Here is a 26,532-nt window from a genome sequence, read left to right as displayed (position 1 = left end):
TATGATGAACGATTACTGGTGGGAGATAAAACCTGAAACGCTTCCAGATACTCCATTTCTGGCTGTTTACCTGAACCCTGTAAAACACAATATTGAACTGCTGATTGACTTAATAGATGGAGATACCCAGCGTTTAAGACCTCATATAAAAACACATAAGTGTGGCGAAATTCTTAACCTGTATAAGAGTTATGGTATTAACAAGGTTAAATGTGCCACTATTGCAGAGGCAGAATTAAGTGCCATATTTGGTATAAAGGATATTTTATTGGCTTATCAACCAACCGGGGGCAAGCGGCAACGTTGGATTGACCTAATACTTAAGTATCCGGATGCTGCATTTTCGGTTATTGTTGATGATCTTCAAGTTGCACAACAACTTTCTGATTTAGCAGTGATAAATGGCTTGAAACTTACCGTTTATCTTGATCTAAATACCGGGATGAATAGAACCGGTGTAGATATAAATGCAGACTGGGCTTTAATGGCGGTTCTTATAAGCAGAATGCCTAATCTAAATTTGGCCGGACTGCATATTTATGACGGTCATATAAAGGGTTTGGTGGAACAACGAAAACAATTGGTGGAAGAATCACTTGCAAAAGTGATGAACCAGCTTGCGAATATTGAAAATCAACTTGAGTATAAATTGAAAATTGTTGCCGGAGGATCTAATACATTTCCGATTTATGCAAACTGCAAAGATGTGGAATGCAGTCCGGGAACTTTTGTGTTTTGGGATGTAAATTATCAAACAAATCTACCGGAACAGCCATTCGAAACAGCTGCACTGCTCGTTGGGTCCATTATTTCTAAGCCAACGCCTGGTACTTTATGTGTTGATTTAGGCTACAAATCAGTTGCCGCTGAAAATCCGCTGGATAAACGCCTGGTTATTTTGAATGATAAAGAACTGGTTCCGATTGCTCATTCAGAAGAGCATTTGGTTTTGGAGAATCGTGGTACCAGGGATTACTTAATTGGCGAAAAAGTTTATGCTATTCCGTATCATGTTTGTCCAACCTGTGCATTATATGATGACATGCAGATAATTGATGATCAGCATGAAATAGTTGATAGTTGGGCAATTACAGCACGTAAAAGGAAAATTAATATTTAATCAGATTACACTAGTTTCTATGTTTATTGTTGATGCACATCTCGACCTTAGCATGAATGCTATGGAATGGAACAGGGATTTAAGAAATGATGCTCATACACTTCGTTTTCTTGAGAAAGGCATGACGGATAAGCCTGATCGAGAAAGAGCAACTGTTTCATTACCGGATTTAAGGAAGGGGAATATTGGAATTGTAGTGGCCACCCAGATTGCCCGCTATGTAAAGCCGGATAGTATTATTCCAGGATGGAATTCTCCGGAACAAGCATGGGCACAAACCCAGGCACAGCTTGCCTGGTATAAATCAATGGAAGATGCCGGTGAAATGGTTCAGATTACGGATAAGAAATCACTCCGCCAGCAAATTGATTTATGGAACGATGGAACTGCTAATGATAAAAAGCCAATTGGCTATATTTTAAGTTTAGAAGGAGCTGATTCGCTGGTTGATTTATCGTATCTCGAAAGAGCTTTTAATTATGGTTTACGGGCGGTTGGGCCGGCACATTATGGTCCGGGAAGGTATGCAAACGGAACGGATGCCGCTGGAAAAATGAATTCAAATGGGATTGCCTTGCTCAAAGAAATGGAACGCTTGAATATTATATTGGATGCTACCCACCTTTGTGATGATGCATTTTGGCAAGCCATGGACAATTTCAACGGTCCGGTATGGGCAAGCCATAACAATTGCCGCAGCCTGGTAAACCATAATCGACAATACAGTGATGATCAAATTAAGGAATTAATTAAAAGAGGAGCCGTTATTGGGGGAGCTTTAGATGCATGGATGTTGGTGCCTGATTGGCAAAGAGGTGTTTCAACTCCACTGAAAATGGAATGTTCTATGGAGACAGTCTTTAAACATATGGATCATATCTGCCAGCTTGCAGGTAATGCGCTTCATATAGGTGTCGGTTCCGATCTTGACGGTGCTTTTGGCACAGAGCAATGTCCTTACGATTTAGACACAATTGCTGATTTGCAAAAGTTGGTTGTCATTTTCAGAAATCATGGTTATTCACAGGAAGACTTAAATAATATCTTCCACCAGAATTGGATCAATTTCCTGATGAAAAACTGGGATTAAAGAAAGGTTAATTTAGGTACGGATTGCTTATAAGGGGTTAGTTTATCACTATCAGCATTAATTTCGGTAATTACAAAATCTACTTCTGATAAACTGGCGATTTTCATTTTCAGCTCTGTATTCAATTTTTCAGAAATGGTTAAAATGGCGGTCTTTTTAGCAGCTTTTATCATTGCTTTTTTTACCTGAACCGTTTCCCAGTCTGAATCCGAAAAACCACCTTCAATAGCAAGAGCGTTAGTTCCTAAGATCAATAGATCTGCTTTAATGTTGGCTAACTGATTATAAACATCACCACTTACACACATCTGGCTATAAGGTGAAATGCTTCCGCCAATCATGATCGTTTTGATATTAGGTTTGTCAAGAAGTTCAACAGCCGATAAAACATTGACAGTGAAAACAGTAAGTGATAAATCGGTTGGAATTATTCGAATAAATTCTCTTATGGTGGTGCCTCCTCCAATGAGCAAAACCATATTATTCTTAAGCAGATTAACTGTTTTTTCAGCAATTATTCTTTTGGCATCGCCAGCGTAAGTTTCTGTTAATGAAGTATGATGATACGCTTTTGTCATCGCACCACCTTTTACTTTTATAACCAGTGATTCAGCTTCCAATTCATTGATATCTCTTCTAATTGTATCTTCTGAAACAGAAAGTTGATTGGAAAGTGTTTCAAAACTCACACGCGTGTGTAAGTTGATTTCCTTTAGAATATGGTTTTTCCTGTCTTCTTTTGAAAAGTGTACTACTTCTTTTTCGTTCATGCCAAAGCAATTAACTGGCATAAAAATAAGCAGTTTTGCAAATATTTTGCAAAATAATGGACGGTTTAAATGGAATCGCTTTCAGACTCTCACAAGAGCTGCTAGACATCAATTTCCATTTTAATATCTGAACGTACATAGCCACTTTCTTCTAATGCAACCTCAACAAAGCCAAGTTTATGGTACATGGTAATTGCGGGAACCAATATGCGGTTTGAATACAAGATCACTTTGGTAGCCCCTAATTCTTTTGCCTTGTTCAAAATGGCTTTTCCCAACAGCCAACCAATCTTTAAGCCTCGGTAGTTTTCATCAACAGCCATTTTGGTCATCTCGAAAGTTTCATAATCAACACGCTTTAGAGCTACGGTTCCAACCGCTTGTCCATCCACTTCAGCCATTATAATAGCACCCCCATGAGCAAAAATATATTTGTCGGGCTTACTTAGCACTTCTTTATCAATGGGCTCGAGGTAAAAATACTTTTCTATCCAAGCGCTATTCAACGCTTCAAAAGCTTTGTAATGGGTTGAATTAAAATCAACGATGTTGACAGTGAGCGTTTCCATATTATTCCATTTTAATATTGATCTTAATTAAATGCCGAATGGTTTTATTCTTCGTATTTAATACCTGCCATCTCAGGCTTCAATGACTCCTGATTTGGTTTTACGGTTTGTGCTTTAAATCCCTGATTAACCAAATACAATCCGGTAAGAATAATCGCGGCTGAAATTCCTATCACGCTATTCAGCTTTTCATCTAAAATCAACCAACCCATAATAACTGCAATTACCGGGTTAATGTAAGCGTACATAGCTACCACAGATGTAGGTAGTTTAGACAATGCATAACTATAACAGGTATAAGAAACAGCCGAGCCCAAAATTACCAGATAGGCAAGTGCCAGTAAGGCATTTTGATTGAATTTTAAATGTTCATAGTTGTCGACAAAAGGACTAAAAACAAATAGCAACAAACCGCCTGTTAAAGTTTGAATACCTGAGGAAAGAAATGGATTTACTTTTTCAGAGAAATTCTTTTTGGCGATCATGGTTCCCAAGGTCCATGAAATGCTGGCAAACACAATAACTATAATTCCAAATAAATACTCTTTGTTTTGCAGTTCGGTTAAATGGTCACGGAAAATCAATGCCAGCCCTGTAAAACCCATTAACGTTCCTAAACCTATTTTCCAGTTGAGTTTTTCACCAGAATTGCTAACTAAATTGATCAGAATTACCCAAATAGGCATCATTGAACAAATAATAGTAGCCAAACCGCTGCTCACATATTTTATTCCCCATGCCACTACGCCATTGCCCAAAGCAATCATGAGTAAACCCGCCACCACTTGCATGCGCATATCCTTCCACTTGGGAAGTACTCCGCCGCGGATAAAAAACACAGTAAAGAAAAAGAGTGCTGCAAGAGTTTGGCGTATCGCCCCAAATAAAATGGGAGGAATGGACTGGATACCAACCCTTGTTGCAAGGAAGGTAGTTCCCCAGGTTACACAAATTATTGCCAGTGCTATGTAAGCTTTCGTGTTAGTGTTTTGCATCTTTTCTGATCTTCAAAACAAAGTTGAATAAAAAAACAACAACAAAACAGATTCAGTTTTGTTAAATTTGACCATATCAGTTTTGAAAATGGAAGACGAAATCGTTTTAACCAAAGTTACGTTGTTTGAGAAAATTGCACTTTCTATTCAACGTTTAATTGATCAAGAGGTTTTAAAACCCGGTGATAAAATGCCTTCTGTACGTTCTTTGAGCTTAGAACAAAAGGTGAGTATGTCGACCGTTTTTCAGGCTTATTACCTTTTAGAAAAGAAAGGCTTGATTGAAGCCCGTCCTCGTTCAGGTTATTACGTTCGAAAATCATTTAAGCGAAACGCGGAAGAGCCTTCGGCCTCTGCCACCTGGAAAATGCCCATTAATGTCAGGGTAGATAGTTTGGTTTCTGATTTTATTAAACCGCATAAAAAAGATTCCATAGTTGACCTTTCAATTGCCGGTCCATCGGTTGAATTATTGCCGGTAGCAAAACTGAATAAATCCATTCAAGCTGTTTTACGTGAGCATAAGGGGAAATCGTTTCAATATGCTTTTCCTCCGGGTGATGAAAATCTCTTGCGACAAATTGCACGTCTTTCGTTGCATTGGGGTGGAAGCTTATCCAAGGAAGAGATCATTGTGACCAATGGCTGCATGGAAGCCATTAATATTTGTCTGCGAGCAGTAGCAAACCAAGGCGACACCATTGCCATTGAATCGCCAACCTACTATGGAGTGTTACAAACGATCGAAAGTCTCGGTATGAAGGTTTTGGAAATTACCACAAATCCGGATACGGGTATTGACGTTGACGAACTAGAAAAAGCGCTGGACAAAAATCCTGTAGCCGCTTGTTTATTTACGTTGAATTTTAATAATCCATTGGGAAGTTGCATGCCCGATAGCGAGAAAAAGCGATTGGTGGAATTATTGGCGCAACGAGAAATTCCGTTGATCGAAGATGATATCCTTGGCGACATCTATTTTGGGAAAAGCAGGCCGAAAAATGCGAAATCGTTTGATAAACATGGACTGGTGTTGTTGTGTTCGTCATTTTCTAAAACAGTGGCTCCTGGTTTGCGGGTAGGATGGACAGCTCCCGGACGATTCAAAGAAAAAGTGGAGCGGCTAAAATTTATGACCAGTATTGCGGCTCCAACACTTATGCAACAAGCCGTTGCTCATTTTTTGGAAAATGGCCGATACGATAACCATTTAAAGGCATTGCGCTTGGCTTATCACATTCAAATGCGGAAGTATAGAGAAGCTATTTTTAAGTATTTCCCCGAAGGAACAAAAGTCACCGATCCCCAAGGTGGACATGTTATCTGGATAGAGCTTCCTTCAAAGGTAAACGCCATAGAGCTTCAGGATATCGTACTCAGACAAGGAATAGCCATTTTACCAGGTTCTATATTTTCAGCTAAAAAACGCCATGAAAACTTTATCAGAATCGGTTATTGTAATCAGTTTACTCCGGAAGTTGAAAATGCACTTTATGTCATTGGGAAATGTGCTAAGAACATGCTCCTGGAGAGAAATTAAAACTATAAATCCTTTCAATTTTAAAACTTTTAATCATTTTCAAGAATAATAAATCAATTTATAAGGTCTTGTATATATGAGAATTATGCCAATGGGCTGAGCATCTAATTATTTTATTGTGTAAAAAAACACATTGGTCAGAACTTCAATATCCTTTTTGCGTTATAATAAGGTCGATTATTAAAACCAACAAATGTTCCGGGGCCGCTCATTACCTTACCATCTTAACTTTATAAGCATTTTTTGCATTCTTTTCTTTTTATCAACTTTTACCTACGCTCAATCTACCATCATTAAGGGAAAAGTTACTGATGCCAAAACAGGTGAACCAATTGCGGGTGTAAGCATTTCGTTATTAAACACCAAAATAGGCAGTACAACAAATGAGAATGGATTTTATTCGATCGTTACTTCCTCCAGCTCTATTCAGCTTCAGTTTAGTTTTTTAGGTTATAAAACAGTAACAAAGAAAGCCACACCAGGGACGATTCAAACTATCAATGTTAAGATGGTAAGTGATGCTCAAATGCTGACTGAAACAGAGGTACGGGCAAGCAAAAAACTTCCTTACAAAAACAAGGACAATCCTGCAGTGGCACTTATTAAAAAGGTTATTGAGAACAAACCCATCAATCAGCCCAAAAACTATGAAAGCATTGAGTATGAAAAGTATGAAAAGCTTGTTTTTTCATTGAGTGATCTTCCGCAGAAAGTACTTGATAAAAAACTGCTTTCTCCAATGAAGTTTTTATTCGAAAATAAAGATACGTTGAAGATAAAAGGTAAAACGATTTATCCAATGTACATGGAAGAGAAGATCTCGGATAACTTCTACAGCAAAAAATTAAAGAAAACAAAAACGGTTATCAAAGCGAAACAACAGGTAGATATAAGCAAATACGTTGATCAAAATGGTGTAAGTGTCTACATGAACAGGATGTATGCTGATATTGATATTTATGCGAACAACATTTTTATAGTTACCAATCAGTTTTTAAGTCCAATTGCTGATAACGCCCAGGACTCTTATAAGTTTTTTATAACAGATACCATAAAAACAGTTGAGGGTGATTTAGTTGAATTGAGTTTTACTCCCCGGGTTAAAGGTAATATGATGTTTGAGGGGAATTTGTATGTAACCCTCGATGGGCGTTATGCCATTAAAAAGGTTGAAATGAACCTGAATAAAGATGTTAACTTAAATTGGGTCAGGAGTTTAGCTATTAATTTGACTTATAGTCAGGATAGTTTATGTCATTATTACTTAAGCTCGAGCCATGTATTATCAGATTTTGGCTTTTTGAAAAACAAGGGCATAGGAGTGGTGGGCGAACGCACGATCAGCTTTAAAGATTATGTAATTGATCATCCGCGGGAAGATTCTTATTACAATGTTGACACGGTAGTAATAGCTGCAAACAGCACTTCCCAATCGGAGAACTACTGGAAAGAGAACAGAATAGATTCGCTAAGTCCTACTGAATCTAAGGTTTATTATAACATGGATACGCTTCAAACTGTACCACGGTTTAAGAGTATGGTTAGAATCACCAATTTTTTAATTACAGGCTATCACTCATTCGGTAAGTTTGAAATGGGGCCGGCAAGTACCTTTTTTAGCTTTAATGAACTGGAGGGCTCACGCTTTAAGTTTGGAGGGCGGACATTGCCAGCGTTTAACCGAACCTGGTATTTTGAGGGATATGGAGCTTATGGTTTAAAAGATGAAAAATGGAAGTACAGTACCTCTGTCGCCTATTCCTTGAATCATAAATCAATCTATAAATTCCTTAATAATTATTTAAAGGTAGGAATAGAGAGTACGGCAATCATTCCCGGTCAGGCCTTAGAATTGTCGCAGAGTGATGGATTTTTACTTTCATTTAAAAGGGGCGAGGATAATAAGTGGCTGTACACAAGTGCTTATAAGTTTAATTATGTTCGTGAATTTAATAACCATTTTTCCTATGATTTCGGATTTCGAAGGACTGAACAATCGCCTGCTCTAGATCTGCATTATTTGGTTATCAATGACGGTGTTCAAACGGAAGTAGAAAACTTAACCACAACAGATCTTTCGCTGCGGTTACGCTGGGCGCCCCATGAGCAAATGATTGAAGGAAAATCATACCGAACTCAGATTCCAAACAAGTTTCCTATACTGTCAGCAAAATTTACCGTAGGAATTAAGGATTTCTTCGGTGGCGATTATAATTATCAATCGTTAAGCGGAAGCATTACCAAACGCTTTTACCTATCACAGGTTGGATATACAGATATTGCTCTTGAGAGCCGCTGGGTATTTGGGCAGGTGCCGTTCCCTTTATTGAATTTGGTTCCTGCTAATCAAACTTATATCTATTCTCAACGCTCATTCAACCTGATGAACTTTATGGAGTTTGTAACCGACCATTCGGTTAATGTTTATCTCGACCATACGTTTAATGGATATTTGCTCAATAAAGTACCCTTACTGAAAAAGTTAAAGCTTCGTGAGTTTATATCGGCGAAAATGGCATTTGGTGCATTGCGATCAGAGAATGATCCGTCATTACATCCCGAACTTTATCAGTTTCCGGTGAACCCAAATGGAATACCTTATACCTATGCGCTTAATAATACACCTTATGTAGAATTGGGAGCTGGTATTGGTAATATTTTTAAACTATTCAGGGTTGATTTTATAAAACGCCTTACTTATCTGGATAATCCCGACGTGGCAAGTTTCGGTATAAGAGCAGCTTATATTTTCGATTTTTAGGAAGGCGAAAGGAATAAAAAAAGCATCCCGATTTTTCGGGATGCTTTTTTTGATATTGATAATAGCTGTTTAAGTTATACGGAAACAGTAGTTAGTGATTCAAGATGTTCCAGAATCAATTGCATAGCCTCATGGTTTTCTTCAATATAATTAGGGGCGAAGTTTCTGATTTGATCAGCTGACTGTATGAATGCGTTTGAAATCAGTTCATCACCACAGTTTTCAATTAAGGCATCAATGCATGCAAGGGTTGTTTCCAAATGAAATTGAAGTCCTACAACATTTTGTTTAAATCGAAAGGCCTGATTGATAGTAGCCCGTGAACTGGCCGCTAAAGTGGCATCCTCAGGCAGATCAAACGTGTCTCCATGCCAGTGAAAAACAGTGATTTTATTTTGTGGAAAATTGAATTTGTGAGTGGCCTCAAATACTTCAACAGGGAACCATCCAATTTCTTTAAACTTATTGGGAAATACATCGGCACCTAAAACATCCGCAATTAATTGAGCTCCCAGGCAAATGCCTAAAACGGTTTTATTGGCGTCAATTGCCTTTTGAATAAACTCTTTTTCAGCCTTCAGCCAAGGATACTGCTCCTCATCATCCACATTCATCGGCCCTCCCATAATAATTAACCAATCCACCTGATTTAAATCGGGCAGTTTATCCTTTTCATAAAAACGGGTTGCTGTCAGATTATATTCTTTTTCCTTGATCCAGGTTTCGATATAACCTAGTCCCTCAAATGGTACGTGCTGAAAATAATGAATGTTCATACTTGAAAAGCGTTTAGTTTAGTTAACAGATGTAATTTGATTCTTGGCCAGTCTTCTTTGATGATGCTGAAATAAACAGAATTTCTAACTCTTCCTGACCAGGTAATTGCGTGTTTTCTGAATGTTCCTTCATAAATCGCGCCAATACTCTTAATTGCGTTTTGCGATTTAAGGTTCAATTCATCGGTTTTAATCTCAATTCGATTCAAATCCAGTATGTCAAATGCATAATTTAATAACTCAAATTTAACCGATTTGTTTAAGCCGGTTCCCTGAAATTCTGGTCCAATCCATGTCCAGCCTATCTCCGCACGTTTATGATTTAAAGCCATTTCGCCAAAGCGTGTGCACCCGGCATATTGCCCTGATTGCTTATCATAAATAGCAAAAGGAATGCTTTTTTGGTAGCTCTTTCGACTATTACTGCGTTTATATAAGCTTCCAGTTCTTCTTTTGAGCGGAAGTTTTGTGAGCTTAGTTGCCATAGGTCCGGATTTAAAGCAATTGGTAACAGCTCTTCAACATGTTTTAGTTCTAAGGGTTCGAGTTTTACGCGTTCATTTTCCAGTAAAGGAGGAAATTGGTAGATACTGTTCATAGAGCGGCTATTTGTATCAAATATACCATTTAGGCCGGTTTTTTAATCAGCTAATCAAAAGCTTACAAAAAAATAATGATTAACTTCTAAATTTATAACAAGGGCTTAACACATGGAAAAAAATATAGTTAAAGCAATAAAAAGTGTAACCGCTACCATTGGTGCAGAGAATTATAAAACCCTGCTACAAACCAAGCATCATCAACTAATTGCTGATGAACCTGAACAAATAGGAGGGAAGAACCAAGGACCGAGCCCTTCAGACTTTCTAATGAGTGGCTTGGCTGCGTGTACAGCTATCACCCTAAAAATGTATGTAGACAGAAAACAATGGATAACCGGTGATATTATGGTACAGGTTTGTTTAGAGCATAAGAATGAAAACGGGCATTTCAGTTCGGTTTTTACGCGGATCGTATCAGTAAGCCAGAAATTGGACGATGAGAAAATGCAACGTTTGCTCGAAATTGCTAACTCCTGTCCAATTCATAATCTGTTAACAAATCCAATTCATATTAACACCTCAATTGAATAACACTATGGATAAAGCTAATCTTAAAAAGGAATACTCAAATGGAGAGGTGACGGTAGTTTGGCAGAATGGCAAATGTATTCACTCACGAATATGCTTTAATGGGTTATCCTCTGTATTTGATCCCACAAAACGCCCTTGGATCTCTATTAATGGGGCAACAACTCAGGCGATCATAGAACAGGTGAAAAAGTGCCCATCAGGTGCTTTGAGCTATTATATGAATGATGCTTCCAATCAGGAAGCCGAGACGTTGGAAACCGTTGTGGAAGTGCGGCCAAACGGTCCCCTGATAATCTACGGAACTTTAAAGGTGAGGGATCGGGAGGGAAATGAATCTATTAAGAATAAAACTACCGCTTTTTGCCGCTGCGGAGGATCAAATAACAAACCTTATTGTGATGGAACGCATTTGAAGAACGGGTTTGAAGGATAATGTTTTTATGAGATTTCATCTAATCTGTTTCTTCCAACGTAAAAATTGATTCAATGGGTTTGTTGAAGGCCCGGGCAATTTTAAATGCTAAAACGGTTGATGGTATGTATTTACCTGTTTCAGTAGCGTTAATGGTTTGCCTGCTTACACCTACTTTGTTAGCTAAGTCTTCTTGTGTAAAATTGTTAATCGCCCGCTCTACTTTAATTGTATTTTTCATTTGCCAATTTTCTTGAAGCCTTATATAAAACATAATTAAATCGGATGATAAATATGATTAACACAGTAAACATATTGGTTAACATTACCGAGATAAATGAGGGGCCATAAACAAATAAAACCGTAAAAAGTAATACCACATAATTGATAAATACTGCCCACATAAAAGATGATAATCGCAGATTGGCAATAAATTCATCTTCTATTTTTTCCTTTGAAAAAGCCACCAATAAGCCACCAATAATTGTCAAACTCCAGAAAAGTTCATTGCTTAGATTATCGCTGGTTACTTTAAATAAATCAAGAGATCGTCCTAAATTACTGGTTATAATACCAAATACGTTTGTGCTCAGCCAGGGAAAAGAAGGTTCCCATATGGTGCCTATAATACCAACGGTCAAAAGGATCCAGCCTGTGGGTTTAAATTTATTGGGTAATAAAAGTTTAGTGTTCATAGATTTTAAGTTTAGTCAAATGTAAACTATGTAAGTCTAAATGTCAAGTATATTTTACATTTTGTCTTGCAGGCTTTACTATTTGAATCTTGCTTCACATTGCAAGCTGCATATAATTACCTATGAAGTCTTTCTATAATGCCAAATCGCCCAGCCGTTAAATACCGTCGCAAACGTAAACATAATGATAAAGTGGTAACGGACATCCCAAAAGCCGCTTCCTTTTAAAACCACCATTCGCATTACATCAATAAAATACGACACAGGGTTAAATTTGGTGATTATCTGTGCCCAATGAGGCATGCTGTCAATGGAGGTATATAAACCGCCCATCAAAATGAATATCATCATTAAAAAGAAGGAAATTAACATGGCTTGCTGCTGTGTGCCGGCATAGGTTGATATCAAAAGACCCAGTCCTAAAACAGTTAATAGGTAAACCGCCGCAAAAGCATAAATGGTGAGGTAACTTCCTAAAGGAATTATGCCGTATACCGCCCAGGAAATAAATAATCCCAAAGTCAATACTACCATGCCCAATATCCAAAATGGTACCAGTTTGCCTAATAGAAAATGATATTTTTTTACCGGCGTAACGTTGATCTGCTCAATGGTACCTATTTCTTTTTCCTTAACAATATTGATGGCCGCCAAGTTTGAACCGATCATGGTGAGCAAAATAACCAGGATACCCGGAACCATGAAGTACTTATAGTTCAGCAAGGGGTTATACCAGTTTGAGGAAGTAATTTGAATAGTGGGTTCGATATTCATGCGGGGCATTTGCAACCATTCGAGCCTGATTTCCTGATTATAATCCTGAATGATGGTACGTAAATAAGCGCCTCCCAAATTAGCTTTAACACCGTTTATGGCATTTAAAGCCATAAAAAGTTTGGCTTTATTTTCTTTGACCACATCTTTCTCAAACGATGTTGGAATTTCCAGCATCAGGTCGGCCTCATCGTGTTCAACCTTGTGTAATGCCTGTTTATAAGAGTTTGAATAATCAGCCAGTTCGAAATAACCAGAAGCGGTGATTTTATTGATCAGCTTACGCGAATACTCCGAGTGGTCGTGGTCTACAACACTCAGTTTAATATTTTTTATTTCATAATCAGCCGCCCAGGGTAAAATCATAAGCTGGATGACCGGCATGATGAAGATGACCCGTAAAATAGAAGGGTCGCGAAATATCTGGCGGAATTCTTTTTGAAGCAGAAATTTTAACGTTCTCATGCTAATCGGATTTTAAATTTCCTGATGGCTAATGTTAAGAAGAATAACATCATACCGGCGAGAATTAAGGTTTCTTTCCAAATAACCTTTAACCCTAAGCCTTTGATCATTACTGATTTTACAATACTGTAATACCATTTAGCAGGAACAATATTAGAAATGATACGAAGTGGTAACGGCATGTTTTCAACCGGAAACATAAAGCCGCTGAGCATTACCGTTGGTAAAAATAAGGCCACCAATGATATAAACATGGCCGTTTGTTGCGATTCGGCGCCGGTTGAAATCAAGAGTCCTAATGAAAGTGAAACCAGGGTAAATAAAATGCTTTCGAACACCAGCAGCACAATACTGCCGTTAATGGGTACTTCGAGCACATAAACACTTAGCAGTAAAATGCTGGCAATATTTATAATTGAGAGCAATAAATAAGGAACTGCTTTGGCAATAATTACCATAATGGGTTTCATAGGCGAAACCAGCATGATTTCCATGGTACCCATTTCTTTCTCCTTAACAATGGTAATTGCAGTCATCATGGTACAAACGAGCAGCAATACCATAGCCATCACTCCTGGAACAAAATTATAGGCCCCTTTCAACTGCGGGTTATACAACATTCGGGTTTCGGTATCAATAGTGTAGGGCAACACGTTGTTGGTGTTTATCCGTCTTTGATAATCGCCTATAATAGCAGTGGCATAATTGGTTAAAATATTGGCGACGTTTGGATCCGAAGCGTCGGCCACCAGCTGAATCTGCGCTTTGTTAAGGTGATGCAGGTCTTCGCTGAAATTCTGAGGAAAAACGATAGCCATTTTTATTTTACCGGCTTCAAAGGCTTTCTCAATTTCAGGGTAGGAGTGTAGGTTTTGTCTTATTTCGAAATACTTACTGGCATCTAATTGCGTAATGATGGTACTGCTTGCCTCATCTTTGGCATTATCAAGAATGGCTATCTGTGAGTTTTTTACCTCATTGGTTAGCGCAAATCCGAAGATCACAATTTGCACCACAGGCATACCCAATAAAATGAACATGGTTCTTTTATCGCGCCATATGTGGTAAAATTCTTTTTTAACAAAGCTGAAAAACTGTTTCATAACCCTTTTTAAAATGATAGAATGAAAGAATGAAGGAATGAAAGAATGATGGAGTTCGACGGTCAACAGTTTCGCAATAAAACAATTGAACACATTTATCCTCTCATTCTATCAATCACTCATTCTCTTATTCACTTCTTTTGGCTCCTCTGGCCAGTTCATAAAATACCTCATCCATTGAATTGGCCGAAAACTGTTGCTTTAATTTTGGCGGGGTATCCAGCGCTTCAATGCTGCCATCAACCATAATTGATACACGATTACAGTATTCGGCTTCGTCCATGTAGTGCGTGGTTACAAAAACGGTAATACCACGGTCGGCCACTTCATAGATCAGATCCCAAAACTGCCTGCGTGTAACCGGGTCAACGCCGCCGGTAGGTTCATCCAAGAACACAATTTTAGGTTCATGAAGCACCGCCACAGAAAAAGAAAGCTTCTGTTTCCAACCTAATGGGAGTGATCCAACTAATTTCTTAGCTTCATTTTGTAGGTTCAGTCGAGTAATCAGGGTTTCGCTCTTTTGTTGCAGGTCCCGGTCAGAAAGACCATAAATTCCCCCGTAAAACCTAATATTTTCTAATACAGTCAGGTCTTCGTACAATGAAAACTTCTGGCTCATGTAGCCAATGTTCTTTTTAATTTCTTCGGTTTGCTTGTAAACATCAAAGCCGGCAACAGTGGCAGTGCCCGAGGTTGGGATCGATAAACCGCATAACATGCGCATGGCAGTTGTTTTTCCTGCGCCGTTAGCACCCAAAAAGCCAAAGATCTCTCCCGGAGCCACTTCAAACGAAATTTCATTTACCGCTGTGAAATGCCCGAAATGCTTACTTAGTTTATCTGCTTTTATTACCGCCTGCATTTTTGATTTGTTAATTGGTTTCTTCGGTCATTAATCGGATGAAGCAATCTTCAATACCGGGGGTAACGGCCTTTATTTCTATGTTTTTATGCCCTTTTTCTTTTAAATAGGCCAAAATATCAGACTCATTTGTAGCGCTTTTATCCTTAAATGAAATGTGCACGAACTCTCCAAAAGTAAAACAGCCTTTAACTTTGGTATAAGCGCGTAAATCATTCAATAAATAATAAATTGACTCAGCTTTAATGGCAAATAAGTTATCAGGATATGCGTCCACTATGTTTTGAGGGGTGTCAATTGAAAGTATTTTCCCCGACTGGATAAGGGCAATGCGATCACAAAGAGTAGCTTCATCCATATACGGTGTTGAAACCAAAATCGTAATTCCCTGCGTTTTCAACCGCTTTAACATTTCCCAAAATTCCTTACGCGAAACCGCGTCAACACCTGTGGTGGGCTCATCTAAAAACAATACAGTGGGCCGGTGGATGAGTGCACAGCTCAAGGCCAGTTTTTGTTTCATACCGCCTGAGAGTTTTCCCGCTTTCCGATCTTTAAAAGGTTCTATCTGAACATAAATATCTTTAATAAGGTCGTAGTTCTCCTCAATAGTTGTGTTGAAAATGGTGGCAAAGAAATTAAGGTTTTCTTCAACAGAAAGATCCTGGTAAAGCGAAAAGCGCCCCGGCATGTAGCCAACGGTGTTTCGTATGCTTTTATAGTCTTTTACAATATCAAAACCATCAACCGTTGCAGAGCCTTCATCAGGAAGCAAAAGCGTGGTAAGCATTCTGAAAATACTGGTTTTGCCGGCACCATCAGGGCCAATTAATCCGAAAAGCTCTCCTTTGTTAACCTCAAAAGAAACCTTGTCGACGGCAAGAACACTACCTTTATTATAGGTTTTACTGAGCTTATCGAGTGTAACCATTTTATTTTATTGCGAATTTCGGGTTGCGGGTTACGAGTTAGCTTTAACCCGTAATTAATAATTCGCAACTCGTAATTAATTAAAATTTCACCTCTCCGTACATGCCAATTTTTAAATATCCATCGTTTTTAACCCTTACTTTAATAGCATAAACCAGGTTAGCACGTTCTTCTTTAGTTTGGATAGTTTTTGGAGTAAACTCGGCTTTATCGTTGATCCAGGTGATCACACCTTCCTGTTCTTTGTATTTGTCGGCTCCATCATCGGTTAATACCTTCACTTTTTGATCAATTTTAACCTTCGAAAGCTGATCGCCGGTAATGTAAGCTCGCAAGTTTAAATAACTCATATCGGCAATTTTATAAAGTGCCTTGCCCTGCATTACCATCTCGTTAGGTTCAACATATTTAACCAAAACAGTTCCGTTAACCGGGTTAATAACTTTGCATTTTGCTAGTTGATCGTCCAACTGTTCAATTTGAGCCTGAATAGGATTTTTGTCGCTTTGTAAGCCTTTGGTTTGGGTGTTTAATATCGATTGTTGTGCTGCATCCTGCTCTTTGATCACTTTCAATTGCTTTTCCAGCACATCAATTTGAGCGTTCACATCATCCAATTGCTTGGTAGGAACGGCATCGGCATTTACCAGGTTTTGGATACGCTGGCGCTCGCGATACTGAGTTTTCAGTTGGCTTTCGGTTACAACTAGCTGTTGCTTAAAAGCAGCTGTTTGTGTCGAAATATCAGGCATGCGTGAGCTGAGTCCGGCTTTCTGGCTTTCCAGTTGTTTTTTACGAAGGTATAACTGTACACTGTCGATATAACCCACCTGCTCATTACTTTTCAATTGCTGGCCTTCTTCTACATTAAATTGCTTTAAAGTACCATTGGCTTCAGCCGAAATTACTGTCTCAATAGCTTCAAATGTTCCTGAAGCATCAAAATCATTGTCGCCTTTTTTACAGCCACCTAACATGATGATTGTGGCTGCCAGTATAATTGATGAGGTTTTCATTTATATTGATGAATTATCTATTTATTAATTGTTGTTTTAGGTTTGATTATTTCGGCGATCCAAAGGGGGATCAATTTTTTCCGCTCGAGCATAAATGTATTGAACTGTTCCTGATCAATGCCATGTATGGTTTTTAAAATAGGGTTAGCAATGAATGGAAAAACAGTAAGAGAGATCAGGTTTGACATTAGCTGAACCGGGTGAATATTGTCGATAGTGCCGTTTGAAATGCCCTCCTTGATCTGCTTCATGAAATACGAATTTTTGATTTGCATATTCTTCTGGATGTTTTCGGCCAGGTTCATCGGACTGTTTCGCAATTCACTTAATACAAATATGGGAATATCAGGCTTTAGCATTAACGTATCCACATAACGACTAACCAACGTTTCAATTTTTTGCTGAATAGAGGTGTTCTCATCATTCAAAACCTGGAACATCCCCTGGAAAAACTGTTGAATATGCTCGCGCATGATCAGTTCAAAAAGTTTCTCTTTACTGCGGAAGTAATAATTGAGTAAGGCCAGGTTAATACCTGCTTCAGAGGCTATATCACGGGTTTTAGTACCAGCATAGCCCTTTTGAGCGAAAAGTTTATGAGCCGCTAGTTTTATACGCTCCTCTGTAGAACTGTCAATTGCCTTTACTTCTTTTTTAGCCATCAATGCCAAAGGTTTTGCAAAGCAAAGTTTCAAATAAATCAGTAATTAATCAAAAGATTTAAACAAATGATTAAAGTTTGCACGAATTGCACGAATTAAACTAATTTCACTAAATAGGAATTCGTGAGATTGGTGTTATCAAACTAAAACAAGCAAGCCGCATCCAGGGAATGATTTGCTTGTCGATAATTCGTGAAATTCGGTTAATTAGAATTAATTCGTGTTTTTAAATCACCAATTAAACAAATTAGGCCAATTTCACCAAGCTAAATAACCTGTGAAATTGGCCTAATCAAAGTAAAACAAGCAAGCCGCTTCCAGGAAGTGATTTGCTTGTCGATAATTCGTGAAATTCGTATAATTAGAATTAATTCGTGTTAAACTAACAGCACATCTGCTGAAATACCGAGTTTTTTATGCAGCTGCTTAGCAACCGTTAATGTTAATGGCTTTTTGCCACTTAAAATTGCTGAAAGATAACTTTTGCCAATACCTAATAATTCGGCTAATTCACTTTGATTTAAGCCTATTTCAGTTTGCTTGTACTTGATGGTTTCAATGAGGTCAAGATCTGGAATAGGATAATGCTTATCTTCATAATCTTTGATTAATAAAATAACCATTTCAATTTTATCACCTAGTTCCGAACCCTTTTCAGGTTTTTTGTCCAAGGATAATTCAAGCCATTCAGCCCAATAATCAAGTTCTTCGTCAGTTCTAATTGGTCTCAATTCCATCTTATTTATTGTTAACTGTTGTTCCATCAATTGAATTATATTCAGTATGAGTTCCAAACCATTTGGGGTGAATTGTTTTAAATTCAAACGAGAATCGAACTACTAAACGATAATTGTTCCCCATAATATTGAAAACAACTCTATTATCGGAAACAATGCTTGCTGATCTGTATAATTCTTTTAATTCATTAAAGTTTTTAAAGTCCGATTTTACTATCGTTTTATACCAATCGTTCAAACTCCTTTCCGCATCAGGATATTGTTTGCAATAATATAAAAGTGTTTTTCGGGTGATGATGTTAAACATTTCTAAAGGTAGTAAAAGTTTGCTGTTAGAAAACTTTTAACAAGAATGGCTGCACAATGGCAGCCATTCTCATTCTTGAAATTCTTTTAATTAGAATTAATTCGTGTTCTATTGCTTCAATGTTTCTTTCACCGAGCCACATTTCATCATTTGATCTCCATAATATGGATTTTGAATTTCTTTATTGTTTGAAAGCCAGTAGCCTCCTTTGTCGTTGTTGGCCATTGGACAAAACTCTACATAAATTTCCCCTGATTTTACCCCGGTTTTTTTGATCAGGCGCTCAACCTGTTTGGTTAATGCATCAAATGAAGCCCTTAGGGTTTTTAAGTCGGCAGCACTTGCTGATGTTTCTGCAGCTTTTGTTGCTTCTGGGTCTTTCAGCGCATCTAGTGCAGTTTTAACGGCTTGTGCTGCAGTTTTGGCCTCTGCCTCATTTGACGCTACTAAATTGTTCTTCAAATGAATATAGTGAGCATATACGTTGTTCAACGCTTCATTGTTCAGAACAGGGTTCGCTGTACTGGTTTGGGCCGCTTCGGCTTCGTGATCATGACCTTCGTGCGAAGAATGATCGTGTGCTTCTGCTTTTTTACTTTGTCCGTTACAAGCTGCCAATACTCCTGCTACAAGAGCGGTGGCGATATAAAATTTAATTTTCATACTCTTTAAATTATTATTGGTTAATGATTATGAGTCATACTGGTTCCGAATTTTAGAATGTATTCACTGTTTAAGAGAAAAACTCCCGAGGTTACAATTACTTCCCCGTTGTGCAGTCCCTCTAAAATTTGCACGTTCTGCTTATTTTCTTTTCCGAGTTCCACCATGCGGCGCTCGAAACTGCCATCTGGTCGTTTAATCCATGCAATATTCATTTTTTCACCATAAATAACAGCACTTTTTGGAACAATTAGCTCATTACCAATACCGGTGGTTAAATGTACATAAGCCAGCATACCGGGTTTCAGATTTACAGTATTCTTAATTTTTAACGTGAGCAGATTAATGTTCGATACACCCTGCATATGCGGGTTCTGATACACTACTTCCGCCGGAAATATTTCTCCGGGATAAGCTTCCAGCTCGACAGTAATTTTCGGGTTTTTAGCCAAAATGGTTAATTCATTATCAAAAACTTCAGCTTCAACCCAAATATCATTCAACGAAGATAGATTTAACACAGCATCGCCTTCATTTAAATACTCGCCTTCATTTTTAAGTATTTCGGTAACCGTTCCGGCCTGTTTGCTGAAAATTGTAATCCGTGGATTTGCCTTTTCGGAATTAGCTAATTGCTTAATTTGCGCCTTGTTCATTCCCCATAATTCCAGCTTACGCTCTAAAGCAACAATAGCATTACTCATATCAACTGAAACCGCTTCAAACGCCTTTCGCTGTTTTAAACTGATCAGGTACTCCTGTTGTGTTGATTGTAATTCCTCACTATAAAGAGAATACAGTTTTTGTCCGGCCGCGATTTGTTCCCCCGGATTACGCACAAACAGTTGTTCTATTCGGCCCGAAACTTTGGCACTAATTATTTCCTGTGCCTGACGATTGTAATTGGTTTTAGCCGAGAGTGTAAGACTTCCGTTCAGGTCACCTGTTCTTATTGTATCCGTTTTAATATTGGCCGTTATCAATTGTACAGGAGCCAGGTGCAGCGTATGTTCTTCTTTTACATCCGAACCTTCAATTTTGGTTAATGGCATACCGCAAATAGGGCAATTGCCAGGTTTATCCGATCGTACATTCGGATGCATTGAGCATGAATAAACTTCTGATTTTTGAGCTTCCTGATGCACATGAGTACCTTCTTTTGCTTTTTCATTTGAGCATGAAAAAATTAGAAGCGTAACCGCAAAGGAGCAGAGGCGCAGAGTTGAGCTATATATTTTTCGTTTTACTGAATTATGCATCGTGATGATGAACTCAAAACTCATTACTAATAACTTATTACTCATTTTTCCCCTCCTTCCGTTTCAATAAATGAATCGCTGTCAACTAAATAAGCAGCATTAACGGCCACCTTTTCGTCGTCGTTCAAGCCCGATTTTATTTGTATCCAATCGCCACTTGATGATCCGGTGGTTACCGTACGGGCGGTGAAAGTTTTGTCAGCTTTATCAGCTACCCAAACAATTTTAGTTTTGCCCAGATCATAAACAGCCGTTTTGGGAACAAAAAAGCCTTCGCTTATATTTCTATGAACGATCATTCCCTGAATAAAATTACCAATTTTTAGTTCGTGATGACTTGGGATATAAACCCTTATGGTGGCTGTTTGCTTATCGTTGTCGTAATAAGGTTGTATAAAATCGACTTTTCCGGTAATCAGGTGACCTTTTTCTGATGGAACAGTGATCAGCACTTCATCTCCCGTTCGAATTAACGGAAGATCCTTTTCATATGCCGAAAGTAATACCCACGCTTGCCCATGGCTCATCAGCTCAAACAAGGTTTGCCCTTTTGATACATACATTCCTTCGCGAATGGTACTCGAAGCCGAAGTACTACCCTTGGCAGCCGTTGCAGCATTGCTCATTCCCATTCCGTCACCAGTAGTGGACGCTTTTTGTCCTGTGCTAGCAGATGCAAGAGCATGTGAAACCCCATTATACGGACTGTAAATACTGATCAGTTGCAATGGTTTTCCGGTTTTGATAATTTGGCTTACTTCTGCCTGGGTCATTCCTAAGTTGAACAATTTGTTCTTTAAACCCGAAACGAGCTCCATGTCGTTATTCTTAATTACAAACAATAAATCGCGCTGAGCAGCCAGCAATTCAGGACTGTAAATATCGAACAGCTTTTGTCCCTTACTCACTAACTGATTTTCATACTTAATATATAATTTTTCAATGCGACCACTTACCCGGGATGATACGCTGTTCTTCGCCCGATCATCTAAACCAAAATAGCCGTTGAGCCTTACAGTATCATTAGCATTTCTTCCTCTAGGATATACGGTTTTAAAATTACCCACAACTGTACCATTTACCTCTTTTGCCAGTTCGTTTAGTTCTTGCTTTTCCTTTTCGTTTACATCAGTTGCGGTTACCTTTTTTTCTAAATCCATCCCACAAATTGGGCAGGTCCCCGGATGATCCTGAACTACCTGCGGATGGATTGGGCAAGTATAGGTAGCTTCTGATTCAGTGTGTTTTTTCTTTTGACAAGCACTAAAAGCAATAATCAGAAGAATGAATACCGCAGAGGCACAAAGACGCAGTGTATTTACGTAGTTCCGGTTCGTACATCGTACTTCTAAAATCGTACTTCTACTTTTGAATCGCTTCTTCATACATTACCTCCATTTTATAGGTTTGGTCCAAGACATTCAGATAATCCATTCGTTTCATTAAAAGGTCATCCCAAGCCATTAGTGTTCTGAAAATGTCGCCTTTGTTCTCTCCAAAAGCATTCAGGTTTACCTCAAATGTTTTTTTATAGTCGGGGAGGATGCGCTGCTCATAAATATCAAGTCCTTTGTATTGAGCTTGTAAATCGAGCATGGTGTTTTTGATCATGCTGGTTGTTTCATTCACCATGTTTTTGCGCTCTTTCTCCATGGCCATAATCTCGTAATTGATAGCCTTAACCTCAGATTTGTACCCTTTCGACGACCATGGTACCAGAGGAAGCTTCATGCTGGCCATCGCGCTGTACATATAAGTTCCATCAGCCATGCGCATATTTTTGAACCCTACGCCAAACATCGGTTTCGACATGGTTTGAGCAACCTTTTGATTGAGTCGCATGCTGGTGATCTCATTGGTCATCCGTTGAATATCACTTCTGTTTTGCAATACAAACGATGTGTCATATTGAGTAATTTGCTCTTTGTACCTTGAGAGACTCATTGAAGTATCGATCTGTAAATCGGAAGTTAAAGGCTTACTCATTAAATAATTTAATGTTGAACGGGCCTGACGAATCATGCTTTCTTCCTTGATCTTCATCGATTCGAGGCTGCCAAGTTTGGCTCTTGCATTGTAAATGGTTGGAAGGTCTGCTTGCGAATACTGTAATCTGGCTTCTGCAATTTTTATCAGCAACTCGAGCATTTTACCCTGCTCTGCTAAAACACTTAAACGCTTTGTGCTGATGAGTTCAGTAAAATAAGCCGATTTGGCCTCGGCAAAAAGTTTGTTCTTAAGCGTGAAATAATCATTCATGTTTTGATTTTTGAATGATTGATAATATTCAGCCTTCGCTTTTTGATTAGCAAAGTTAGGAAGCATCTGATCCACATTCAGCATTAGCATCTTACGAGCTCCATTGTCCATTTGCATTTGATTTGAATATGGAAATTCTTCCATTCCCAATGAAACAGTAGGGGCATCCCACGCCTTCGACATGTTACCCATTTCGATGTTAGCCTTGGTGGTATAACCAAATTTCTGTAAACCGGCGTTATTCGCTGTAATGCTATCCAAAACAGCTTTTAATGACATTGTGTTTTGTGCTTTTGTGATAGCAGGAAGGAGAAAAAGCGTCAAACAGATCAGCATCAAATTGAAAATTTCCAATTTTCCACTTTGTACTTCTAATTTCGTACTTCTAACTTTAGGTCTATTTTTCATTTAGTACCTCCACTTTACCATGCTTCTTCAATTCATATTCTTTGGTCATTTCAAAAATGATAGGCGTTACCAACAATACGTGTATGGTTGAAGTGATCATTCCACCAATCATTGGCAAGGCAATTGGCAACATCAGGTCGATGCCAGTTCCATGGCTCCAGAGAATCGGAACCAGGCCGAACAAGGTTACCGAAACAGTCATTAATTTAGGGCGAAGGCGTTTGGCCGATCCCTCAATTACATAATGACGCAAGTCGGCAATTGATACCGCAGCTCCTTTTTCTCTCACCATTCGTTTCATGGCTTCGTCGAGATAAACCACCATCAGCATACCGGTTTCTACCGCCACTCCAAATAAGGCGATGAATCCTACAGCCACTGCAACCGAAATGTTTATTCCCCAGAAATACACCAGGAACACGCCTCCAATTAAAGCAAATGGTACACTCATCATGGTGATAATCGCTTCCTTAACTTGGTTGTAGGTCATGTAGAGAATAAAGAAAATAATCACCAGTACTATCGGAACGATAATGGAAAGCGTTTTAGTAGCCCTGAGTTGATTTTCCCATTGCCCGCTCCAATCAATATAATAGCCCTTTGGCAAGGTTAATGTCTCGTTCAAACGACTGATGGCATCGTTTACTGTGTTTCCAAGATCTCTGCCCCGAACATTAAAAAGAACCGTTCCGCGAAGCATGGCATTCTCCGAGTTGATCATTGCAGGGCCATCCTTTATCATAATATCTGCTACTGATGATAAAGGCACCGGTCCGTTTGGCGTTTGTATAAGCGTACGTTTTATATCATTGATACTGCTGCGGAAATCCTGCGCAAGACGAACACTAACACTAAAGCGTTCACGACCTTCTACGGTATTCGTTAAGTTCATACCGCCAAGAGCGCTTTCAACGATCATGTTTACATCGTTAATGCTCAATCCAAACCGGCCCAACTCTTCTATTTTGATCTTTATATCGAGGAATTTTCCGCCTGTTACCTGTTCGGGGTAGAGATCGGTAATTCCTTCAATGTCTTTCAGTGCTTTTTCAATTTCCCTGGAAATGCTGTAAATCGTATCGAGATTTTGTCCATACACTTTAACGCCAACATCGGTTCTGATGCCTGTTGAAAGCATGTTGATGCGGTTAATGATCGGTTGTGTCCAGCCATTGGTTACCCCTGGAATTTGGAGTTTAGCGTTCAGTTCAGCGATAATATCATCTTTGGTTTTTCCCTCGCGCCACTCGCTTTGAGGTTTAAGCAAAATAATACTTTCGATCATGCTCATTGGCGCATTGTCGGTGGCTGTGCTGGCTCTTCCGGCCTTGCCCAATACGTGTTTTACTTCCGGCACCGATAGAATGATCTTATCCTGGATCTGTAAAATTCGCTTTGCTTCTGCATTGGAAACATCAGGCAATGTTACAGGCATAAATAGGAGGGAGCCTTCGTCTAATGGCGGCATAAACTCTCGGCCTAAGCCCATTATCATAGGGATTGAAATGATCAGTGCCAGTATGTTAATTCCCAAAACTGTTTTCTTCCATTCAAGACACCATTTTAAAATGGGTTCATAAATGCGGTTGAAGAAATTGCTGATAGGGTTTTGACTTTCAGGACGCATTTTTCCTTTTAAGAAAAACGACATCATTACTGGTACAAACGTGATAGCCAAAATAACCGACGCTAGCATCACCAATGTTTTGGTCCAGGCCAGTGGATGAAATAATTTACCTTCCTGGCCAGTCAATAAGAATACGGGCAAAAATGAAATTATAATGATGAAGGTTGAATAAACAACGGGTTTGCCAACCTGTTTGGCGGATTTTTCAATGATAGCGATCCGCTGCTCATTGGTAAGTTTTCGTGGATCACGCATGGTTATCATCTCCTTCCTCTGTTAAATGGCGGTAAGCATTTTCAACCATTACAATTCCATCGTCTACAATTACCCCTATAGCGATAGCGATTCCGCTTAACGACATAATGTTTGAAGTAATACCGAAATTTTTAATGGCAATAAAACCTAATAAAATAGCTATCGGGATATTAAGCATCACGACCAGAGAGCTGCTGAAATGGAACAGGAAAATAATGATGATAATACATACCAGGATGATCTCCTCAGTCATGGTGTTTTTTAAGCTGTTAATTGACGATTCGATTAACTCACTTCTATCGTAAGCTATTTTAAATTTTACACCCTTTGGAAGACCTTTTTCGACCTCCTTCATTTTCTCTTTCACATTTTTAATCACCGCATCGGCATTTTCTCCGTAACGCATTACCACAATACCGCCAACTACTTCTCCAGTTCCATTTTCTTCGGTAATGCCCAAGCGGGCCTCACCACCCATTTGAACAGTGCCGATATCCTTAACACGAATAGGAATAGAGTTTTTAGTGGCAATGGTCATGTTTTCGATATCGGCAATTGATTGAATGTAGCCCAACCCACGTACGATATAACCTGTGCCGTTCATCTCAAAAATCCTTCCGCCTACATCATTATTGTTATTCTTAACGGTGTTTAAAACATCCATTAAACTCAATTGGTAATAGTTGATCCTATTTGGATCAATGGATATCTGATATTGCTTTTGAAAGCCTCCATAAGATGCCACTTCACTTACTCCCTGAACATTTTGAAGGGCAAATTTTACATACCAGTCCTGCAAAGCTCTAAGCTCGCCAAGATCATATCCGGGAGCATCCAAGGTATACCAAAAAATATGTCCAACACCGGTTCCATCGGGGCCAAGGGTAGGAGTTACGCCTTCGGGCAATGAGCGTTGTGCTGAGTTGAGCCGTTCCATTACGCGGGTTCGGGCCCAATAGATATCTACGTTGTCTTCAAAAATTACATAGATAAAACTCATTCCAAACATCGAAGCAGCCCTTACGTCTTTAACTTTTGGAAGCCCCTGGAGATTGGTAACCAATGGAAACGTTACCTGGTCTTCCATAATTTGAGGACTTCTGCCCATCCACTCCGTATAAACGATCACCTGGTTTTCCGATAAATCGGGTATTGCATCGATCGGTGTCTGCTGCATTGAGTAAAATCCCCAAATACTTAAGGCAATTACTCCAACAATTACAATGAACCGATTTCTGAGCGACCAGGAAATAAGGTTAGAGATCATGTGATCAATTTGAAAATTTGAGAAATTGAAAATTTGATAGACTTTCTATGCAATTTATGAAAGTCATCGAGCAA

28 protein-coding genes are annotated in these 26,532 nt (G+C 38.8%); 6 read left to right on the top strand and 22 right to left on the bottom strand.

Annotated features, from left to right (window positions below):
- The first annotated feature begins 1 nt into the window (after nt 1).
- Both C3K47_RS15100 and C3K47_RS15095 read left to right on the top strand, forming a co-directional pair.
- Complete coding sequence (locus C3K47_RS15100; RefSeq protein WP_243392564.1) at nt 2–1,120, top strand: D-TA family PLP-dependent enzyme; 1,119 nt, start codon at nt 2–4, stop codon at nt 1,118–1,120.
- Nucleotides 1,121–1,139: 19 nt separating this feature from the next.
- Entirely contained in the window at nt 1,140–2,210 is a 1,071-nt protein-coding gene (locus C3K47_RS15095; protein WP_103789991.1) for a dipeptidase, read from the top strand.
- On the opposite strand, the gene C3K47_RS15090 is transcribed toward C3K47_RS15095, so the two are convergent.
- From C3K47_RS15090 to C3K47_RS15080, 3 genes are all read right to left on the bottom strand, one after another.
- Nucleotides 2,207–2,980, bottom strand: coding sequence for a DeoR/GlpR family DNA-binding transcription regulator (locus tag C3K47_RS15090; RefSeq protein WP_103790113.1), 774 nt, complete (start codon nt 2,978–2,980; stop codon nt 2,207–2,209). The genes C3K47_RS15095 and C3K47_RS15090 overlap by 4 nt on opposite strands.
- A 101-nt stretch (nt 2,981–3,081) precedes the next feature.
- Nucleotides 3,082–3,549 (bottom strand): GNAT family N-acetyltransferase, encoded by a 468-nt coding sequence (locus tag C3K47_RS15085; RefSeq protein WP_103789990.1) that lies wholly within the window; start codon nt 3,547–3,549, stop codon nt 3,082–3,084.
- Nucleotides 3,550–3,593: 44 nt separating this feature from the next.
- Complete coding sequence (locus C3K47_RS15080; protein ID WP_103789989.1) at nt 3,594–4,544, bottom strand: DMT family transporter; 951 nt, start codon at nt 4,542–4,544, stop codon at nt 3,594–3,596.
- 88 nt (nt 4,545–4,632) lie between these two features.
- Here C3K47_RS15080 and C3K47_RS15075 point away from each other — a divergent pair, with 88 nt between their 5' ends.
- The gene (locus C3K47_RS15075) at nt 4,633–6,084 is read left to right on the top strand and encodes an aminotransferase-like domain-containing protein (protein WP_103789988.1); all 1,452 of its coding nucleotides are present in this window, start codon (nt 4,633–4,635) and stop codon (nt 6,082–6,084) included.
- 193 nt (nt 6,085–6,277) lie between these two features.
- Nucleotides 6,278–8,845 (top strand): DUF5686 and carboxypeptidase-like regulatory domain-containing protein, encoded by a 2,568-nt coding sequence (locus C3K47_RS15070; protein WP_103789987.1) that lies wholly within the window; start codon nt 6,278–6,280, stop codon nt 8,843–8,845.
- 74 nt (nt 8,846–8,919) lie between these two features.
- Here C3K47_RS15070 and C3K47_RS15065 read toward each other — a convergent pair whose 3' ends face one another.
- From C3K47_RS15065 to C3K47_RS19755, 3 genes are read right to left on the bottom strand one after another with little or no spacing between them, the layout of a single operon-like run.
- Entirely contained in the window at nt 8,920–9,621 is a 702-nt protein-coding gene (locus C3K47_RS15065) for a type 1 glutamine amidotransferase (protein WP_103789986.1), read from the bottom strand.
- Complete coding sequence (locus C3K47_RS15060; RefSeq protein ID WP_243392567.1) at nt 9,618–10,004, bottom strand: GNAT family N-acetyltransferase; 387 nt, start codon at nt 10,002–10,004, stop codon at nt 9,618–9,620. The genes C3K47_RS15065 and C3K47_RS15060 overlap by 4 nt, the downstream gene beginning before the upstream one ends.
- Nucleotides 9,944–10,219: a GNAT family N-acetyltransferase gene (locus C3K47_RS19755; protein ID WP_243392568.1), complete on the bottom strand. Its 276-nt coding sequence runs from the start codon at nt 10,217–10,219 to the stop codon at nt 9,944–9,946. Before C3K47_RS19755 ends, C3K47_RS15060 begins: the two co-directional genes overlap by 61 nt.
- Before the next feature lie 112 nt (nt 10,220–10,331).
- Between C3K47_RS19755 and C3K47_RS15055 the strand changes: the two genes are divergently transcribed.
- On the top strand, nt 10,332–10,754 hold the full coding sequence (locus C3K47_RS15055; protein ID WP_103789984.1) for an OsmC family protein: 423 nt from the start codon (nt 10,332–10,334) through the stop codon (nt 10,752–10,754).
- A gap of 4 nt (nt 10,755–10,758) precedes the next feature.
- The gene (locus C3K47_RS15050; protein ID WP_103789983.1) at nt 10,759–11,187 is read left to right on the top strand and encodes a (4Fe-4S)-binding protein; all 429 of its coding nucleotides are present in this window, start codon (nt 10,759–10,761) and stop codon (nt 11,185–11,187) included.
- A 19-nt stretch (nt 11,188–11,206) separates the two neighbouring features.
- On the opposite strand, the gene C3K47_RS15045 is transcribed toward C3K47_RS15050, so the two are convergent.
- The 16 genes from C3K47_RS15045 to C3K47_RS19805 form a co-directional block, all read right to left on the bottom strand.
- Nucleotides 11,207–11,407, bottom strand: coding sequence for a helix-turn-helix transcriptional regulator (locus C3K47_RS15045; RefSeq protein ID WP_103789982.1), 201 nt, complete (start codon nt 11,405–11,407; stop codon nt 11,207–11,209).
- Nucleotides 11,391–11,861 (bottom strand): hypothetical protein, encoded by a 471-nt coding sequence (locus C3K47_RS15040; protein WP_103789981.1) that lies wholly within the window; start codon nt 11,859–11,861, stop codon nt 11,391–11,393. Before C3K47_RS15040 ends, C3K47_RS15045 begins: the two co-directional genes overlap by 17 nt.
- Before the next feature lie 120 nt (nt 11,862–11,981).
- Nucleotides 11,982–13,100: an ABC transporter permease gene (locus tag C3K47_RS15035; RefSeq protein WP_103789980.1), complete on the bottom strand. Its 1,119-nt coding sequence runs from the start codon at nt 13,098–13,100 to the stop codon at nt 11,982–11,984.
- Complete coding sequence (locus C3K47_RS15030) at nt 13,097–14,203, bottom strand: ABC transporter permease (protein WP_103789979.1); 1,107 nt, start codon at nt 14,201–14,203, stop codon at nt 13,097–13,099. The genes C3K47_RS15035 and C3K47_RS15030 overlap by 4 nt, the downstream gene beginning before the upstream one ends.
- 127 nt (nt 14,204–14,330) lie before the next feature.
- Nucleotides 14,331–15,068 carry an ABC transporter ATP-binding protein gene (locus C3K47_RS15025; RefSeq protein WP_103789978.1) on the bottom strand — a complete coding sequence of 246 codons (738 nt, stop codon included), beginning with the start codon at nt 15,066–15,068 and terminating at the stop codon, nt 14,331–14,333.
- 10 nt (nt 15,069–15,078) lie between these two features.
- On the bottom strand, nt 15,079–15,999 hold the full coding sequence (locus C3K47_RS15020; RefSeq protein ID WP_103789977.1) for an ABC transporter ATP-binding protein: 921 nt from the start codon (nt 15,997–15,999) through the stop codon (nt 15,079–15,081).
- 79 nt (nt 16,000–16,078) lie between these two features.
- Entirely contained in the window at nt 16,079–17,014 is a 936-nt protein-coding gene (locus tag C3K47_RS15015; protein ID WP_103789976.1) for an HlyD family secretion protein, read from the bottom strand.
- A 17-nt stretch (nt 17,015–17,031) separates the two neighbouring features.
- Nucleotides 17,032–17,676, bottom strand: a complete 645-nt coding sequence (locus C3K47_RS15010; RefSeq protein ID WP_103789975.1) for a TetR/AcrR family transcriptional regulator — start codon at nt 17,674–17,676, stop codon at nt 17,032–17,034.
- Nucleotides 17,677–18,053: 377 nt separating this feature from the next.
- Entirely contained in the window at nt 18,054–18,440 is a 387-nt protein-coding gene (locus C3K47_RS15005; RefSeq protein ID WP_243392563.1) for a helix-turn-helix domain-containing protein, read from the bottom strand.
- Nucleotides 18,415–18,720: a type II toxin-antitoxin system HigB family toxin gene (locus tag C3K47_RS15000; RefSeq protein WP_103789974.1), complete on the bottom strand. Its 306-nt coding sequence runs from the start codon at nt 18,718–18,720 to the stop codon at nt 18,415–18,417. The genes C3K47_RS15005 and C3K47_RS15000 overlap by 26 nt, the downstream gene beginning before the upstream one ends.
- Nucleotides 18,721–18,828: 108 nt before the next feature.
- The gene (locus C3K47_RS14995; RefSeq protein WP_103789973.1) at nt 18,829–19,383 is read right to left on the bottom strand and encodes a DUF3347 domain-containing protein; all 555 of its coding nucleotides are present in this window, start codon (nt 19,381–19,383) and stop codon (nt 18,829–18,831) included.
- Between the two features lie 20 nt (nt 19,384–19,403).
- A complete protein-coding gene (locus C3K47_RS14990; protein ID WP_103789972.1) occupies nt 19,404–20,687 on the bottom strand; it encodes an efflux RND transporter periplasmic adaptor subunit in 1,284 nt (427 codons plus the stop codon).
- Nucleotides 20,684–22,027: an efflux RND transporter periplasmic adaptor subunit gene (locus C3K47_RS14985; RefSeq protein WP_103789971.1), complete on the bottom strand. Its 1,344-nt coding sequence runs from the start codon at nt 22,025–22,027 to the stop codon at nt 20,684–20,686. The genes C3K47_RS14990 and C3K47_RS14985 overlap by 4 nt, the downstream gene beginning before the upstream one ends.
- On the bottom strand, nt 22,005–23,309 hold the full coding sequence (locus C3K47_RS14980; protein ID WP_103789970.1) for a TolC family protein: 1,305 nt from the start codon (nt 23,307–23,309) through the stop codon (nt 22,005–22,007). Before C3K47_RS14980 ends, C3K47_RS14985 begins: the two co-directional genes overlap by 23 nt.
- The gene (locus C3K47_RS19810) at nt 23,299–25,191 is read right to left on the bottom strand and encodes an efflux RND transporter permease subunit (RefSeq protein ID WP_262508184.1); all 1,893 of its coding nucleotides are present in this window, start codon (nt 25,189–25,191) and stop codon (nt 23,299–23,301) included. The genes C3K47_RS14980 and C3K47_RS19810 overlap by 11 nt, the downstream gene beginning before the upstream one ends.
- A complete protein-coding gene (locus C3K47_RS19805; RefSeq protein ID WP_103789969.1) occupies nt 25,184–26,458 on the bottom strand; it encodes an efflux RND transporter permease subunit in 1,275 nt (424 codons plus the stop codon). The genes C3K47_RS19810 and C3K47_RS19805 overlap by 8 nt, the downstream gene beginning before the upstream one ends.
- Nucleotides 26,459–26,532: the final 74 nt, after the last annotated feature.

The sequence above is a fragment of the Solitalea longa genome (assembly GCF_002920915.1).
GTDB classification, from domain to species: domain Bacteria; phylum Bacteroidota; class Bacteroidia; order Sphingobacteriales; family Sphingobacteriaceae; genus Solitalea; species Solitalea longa.
The sequence above is the reverse complement of the archived record's forward strand: the minus strand, read 5'-3'. Positions and strand labels throughout refer to the sequence as shown.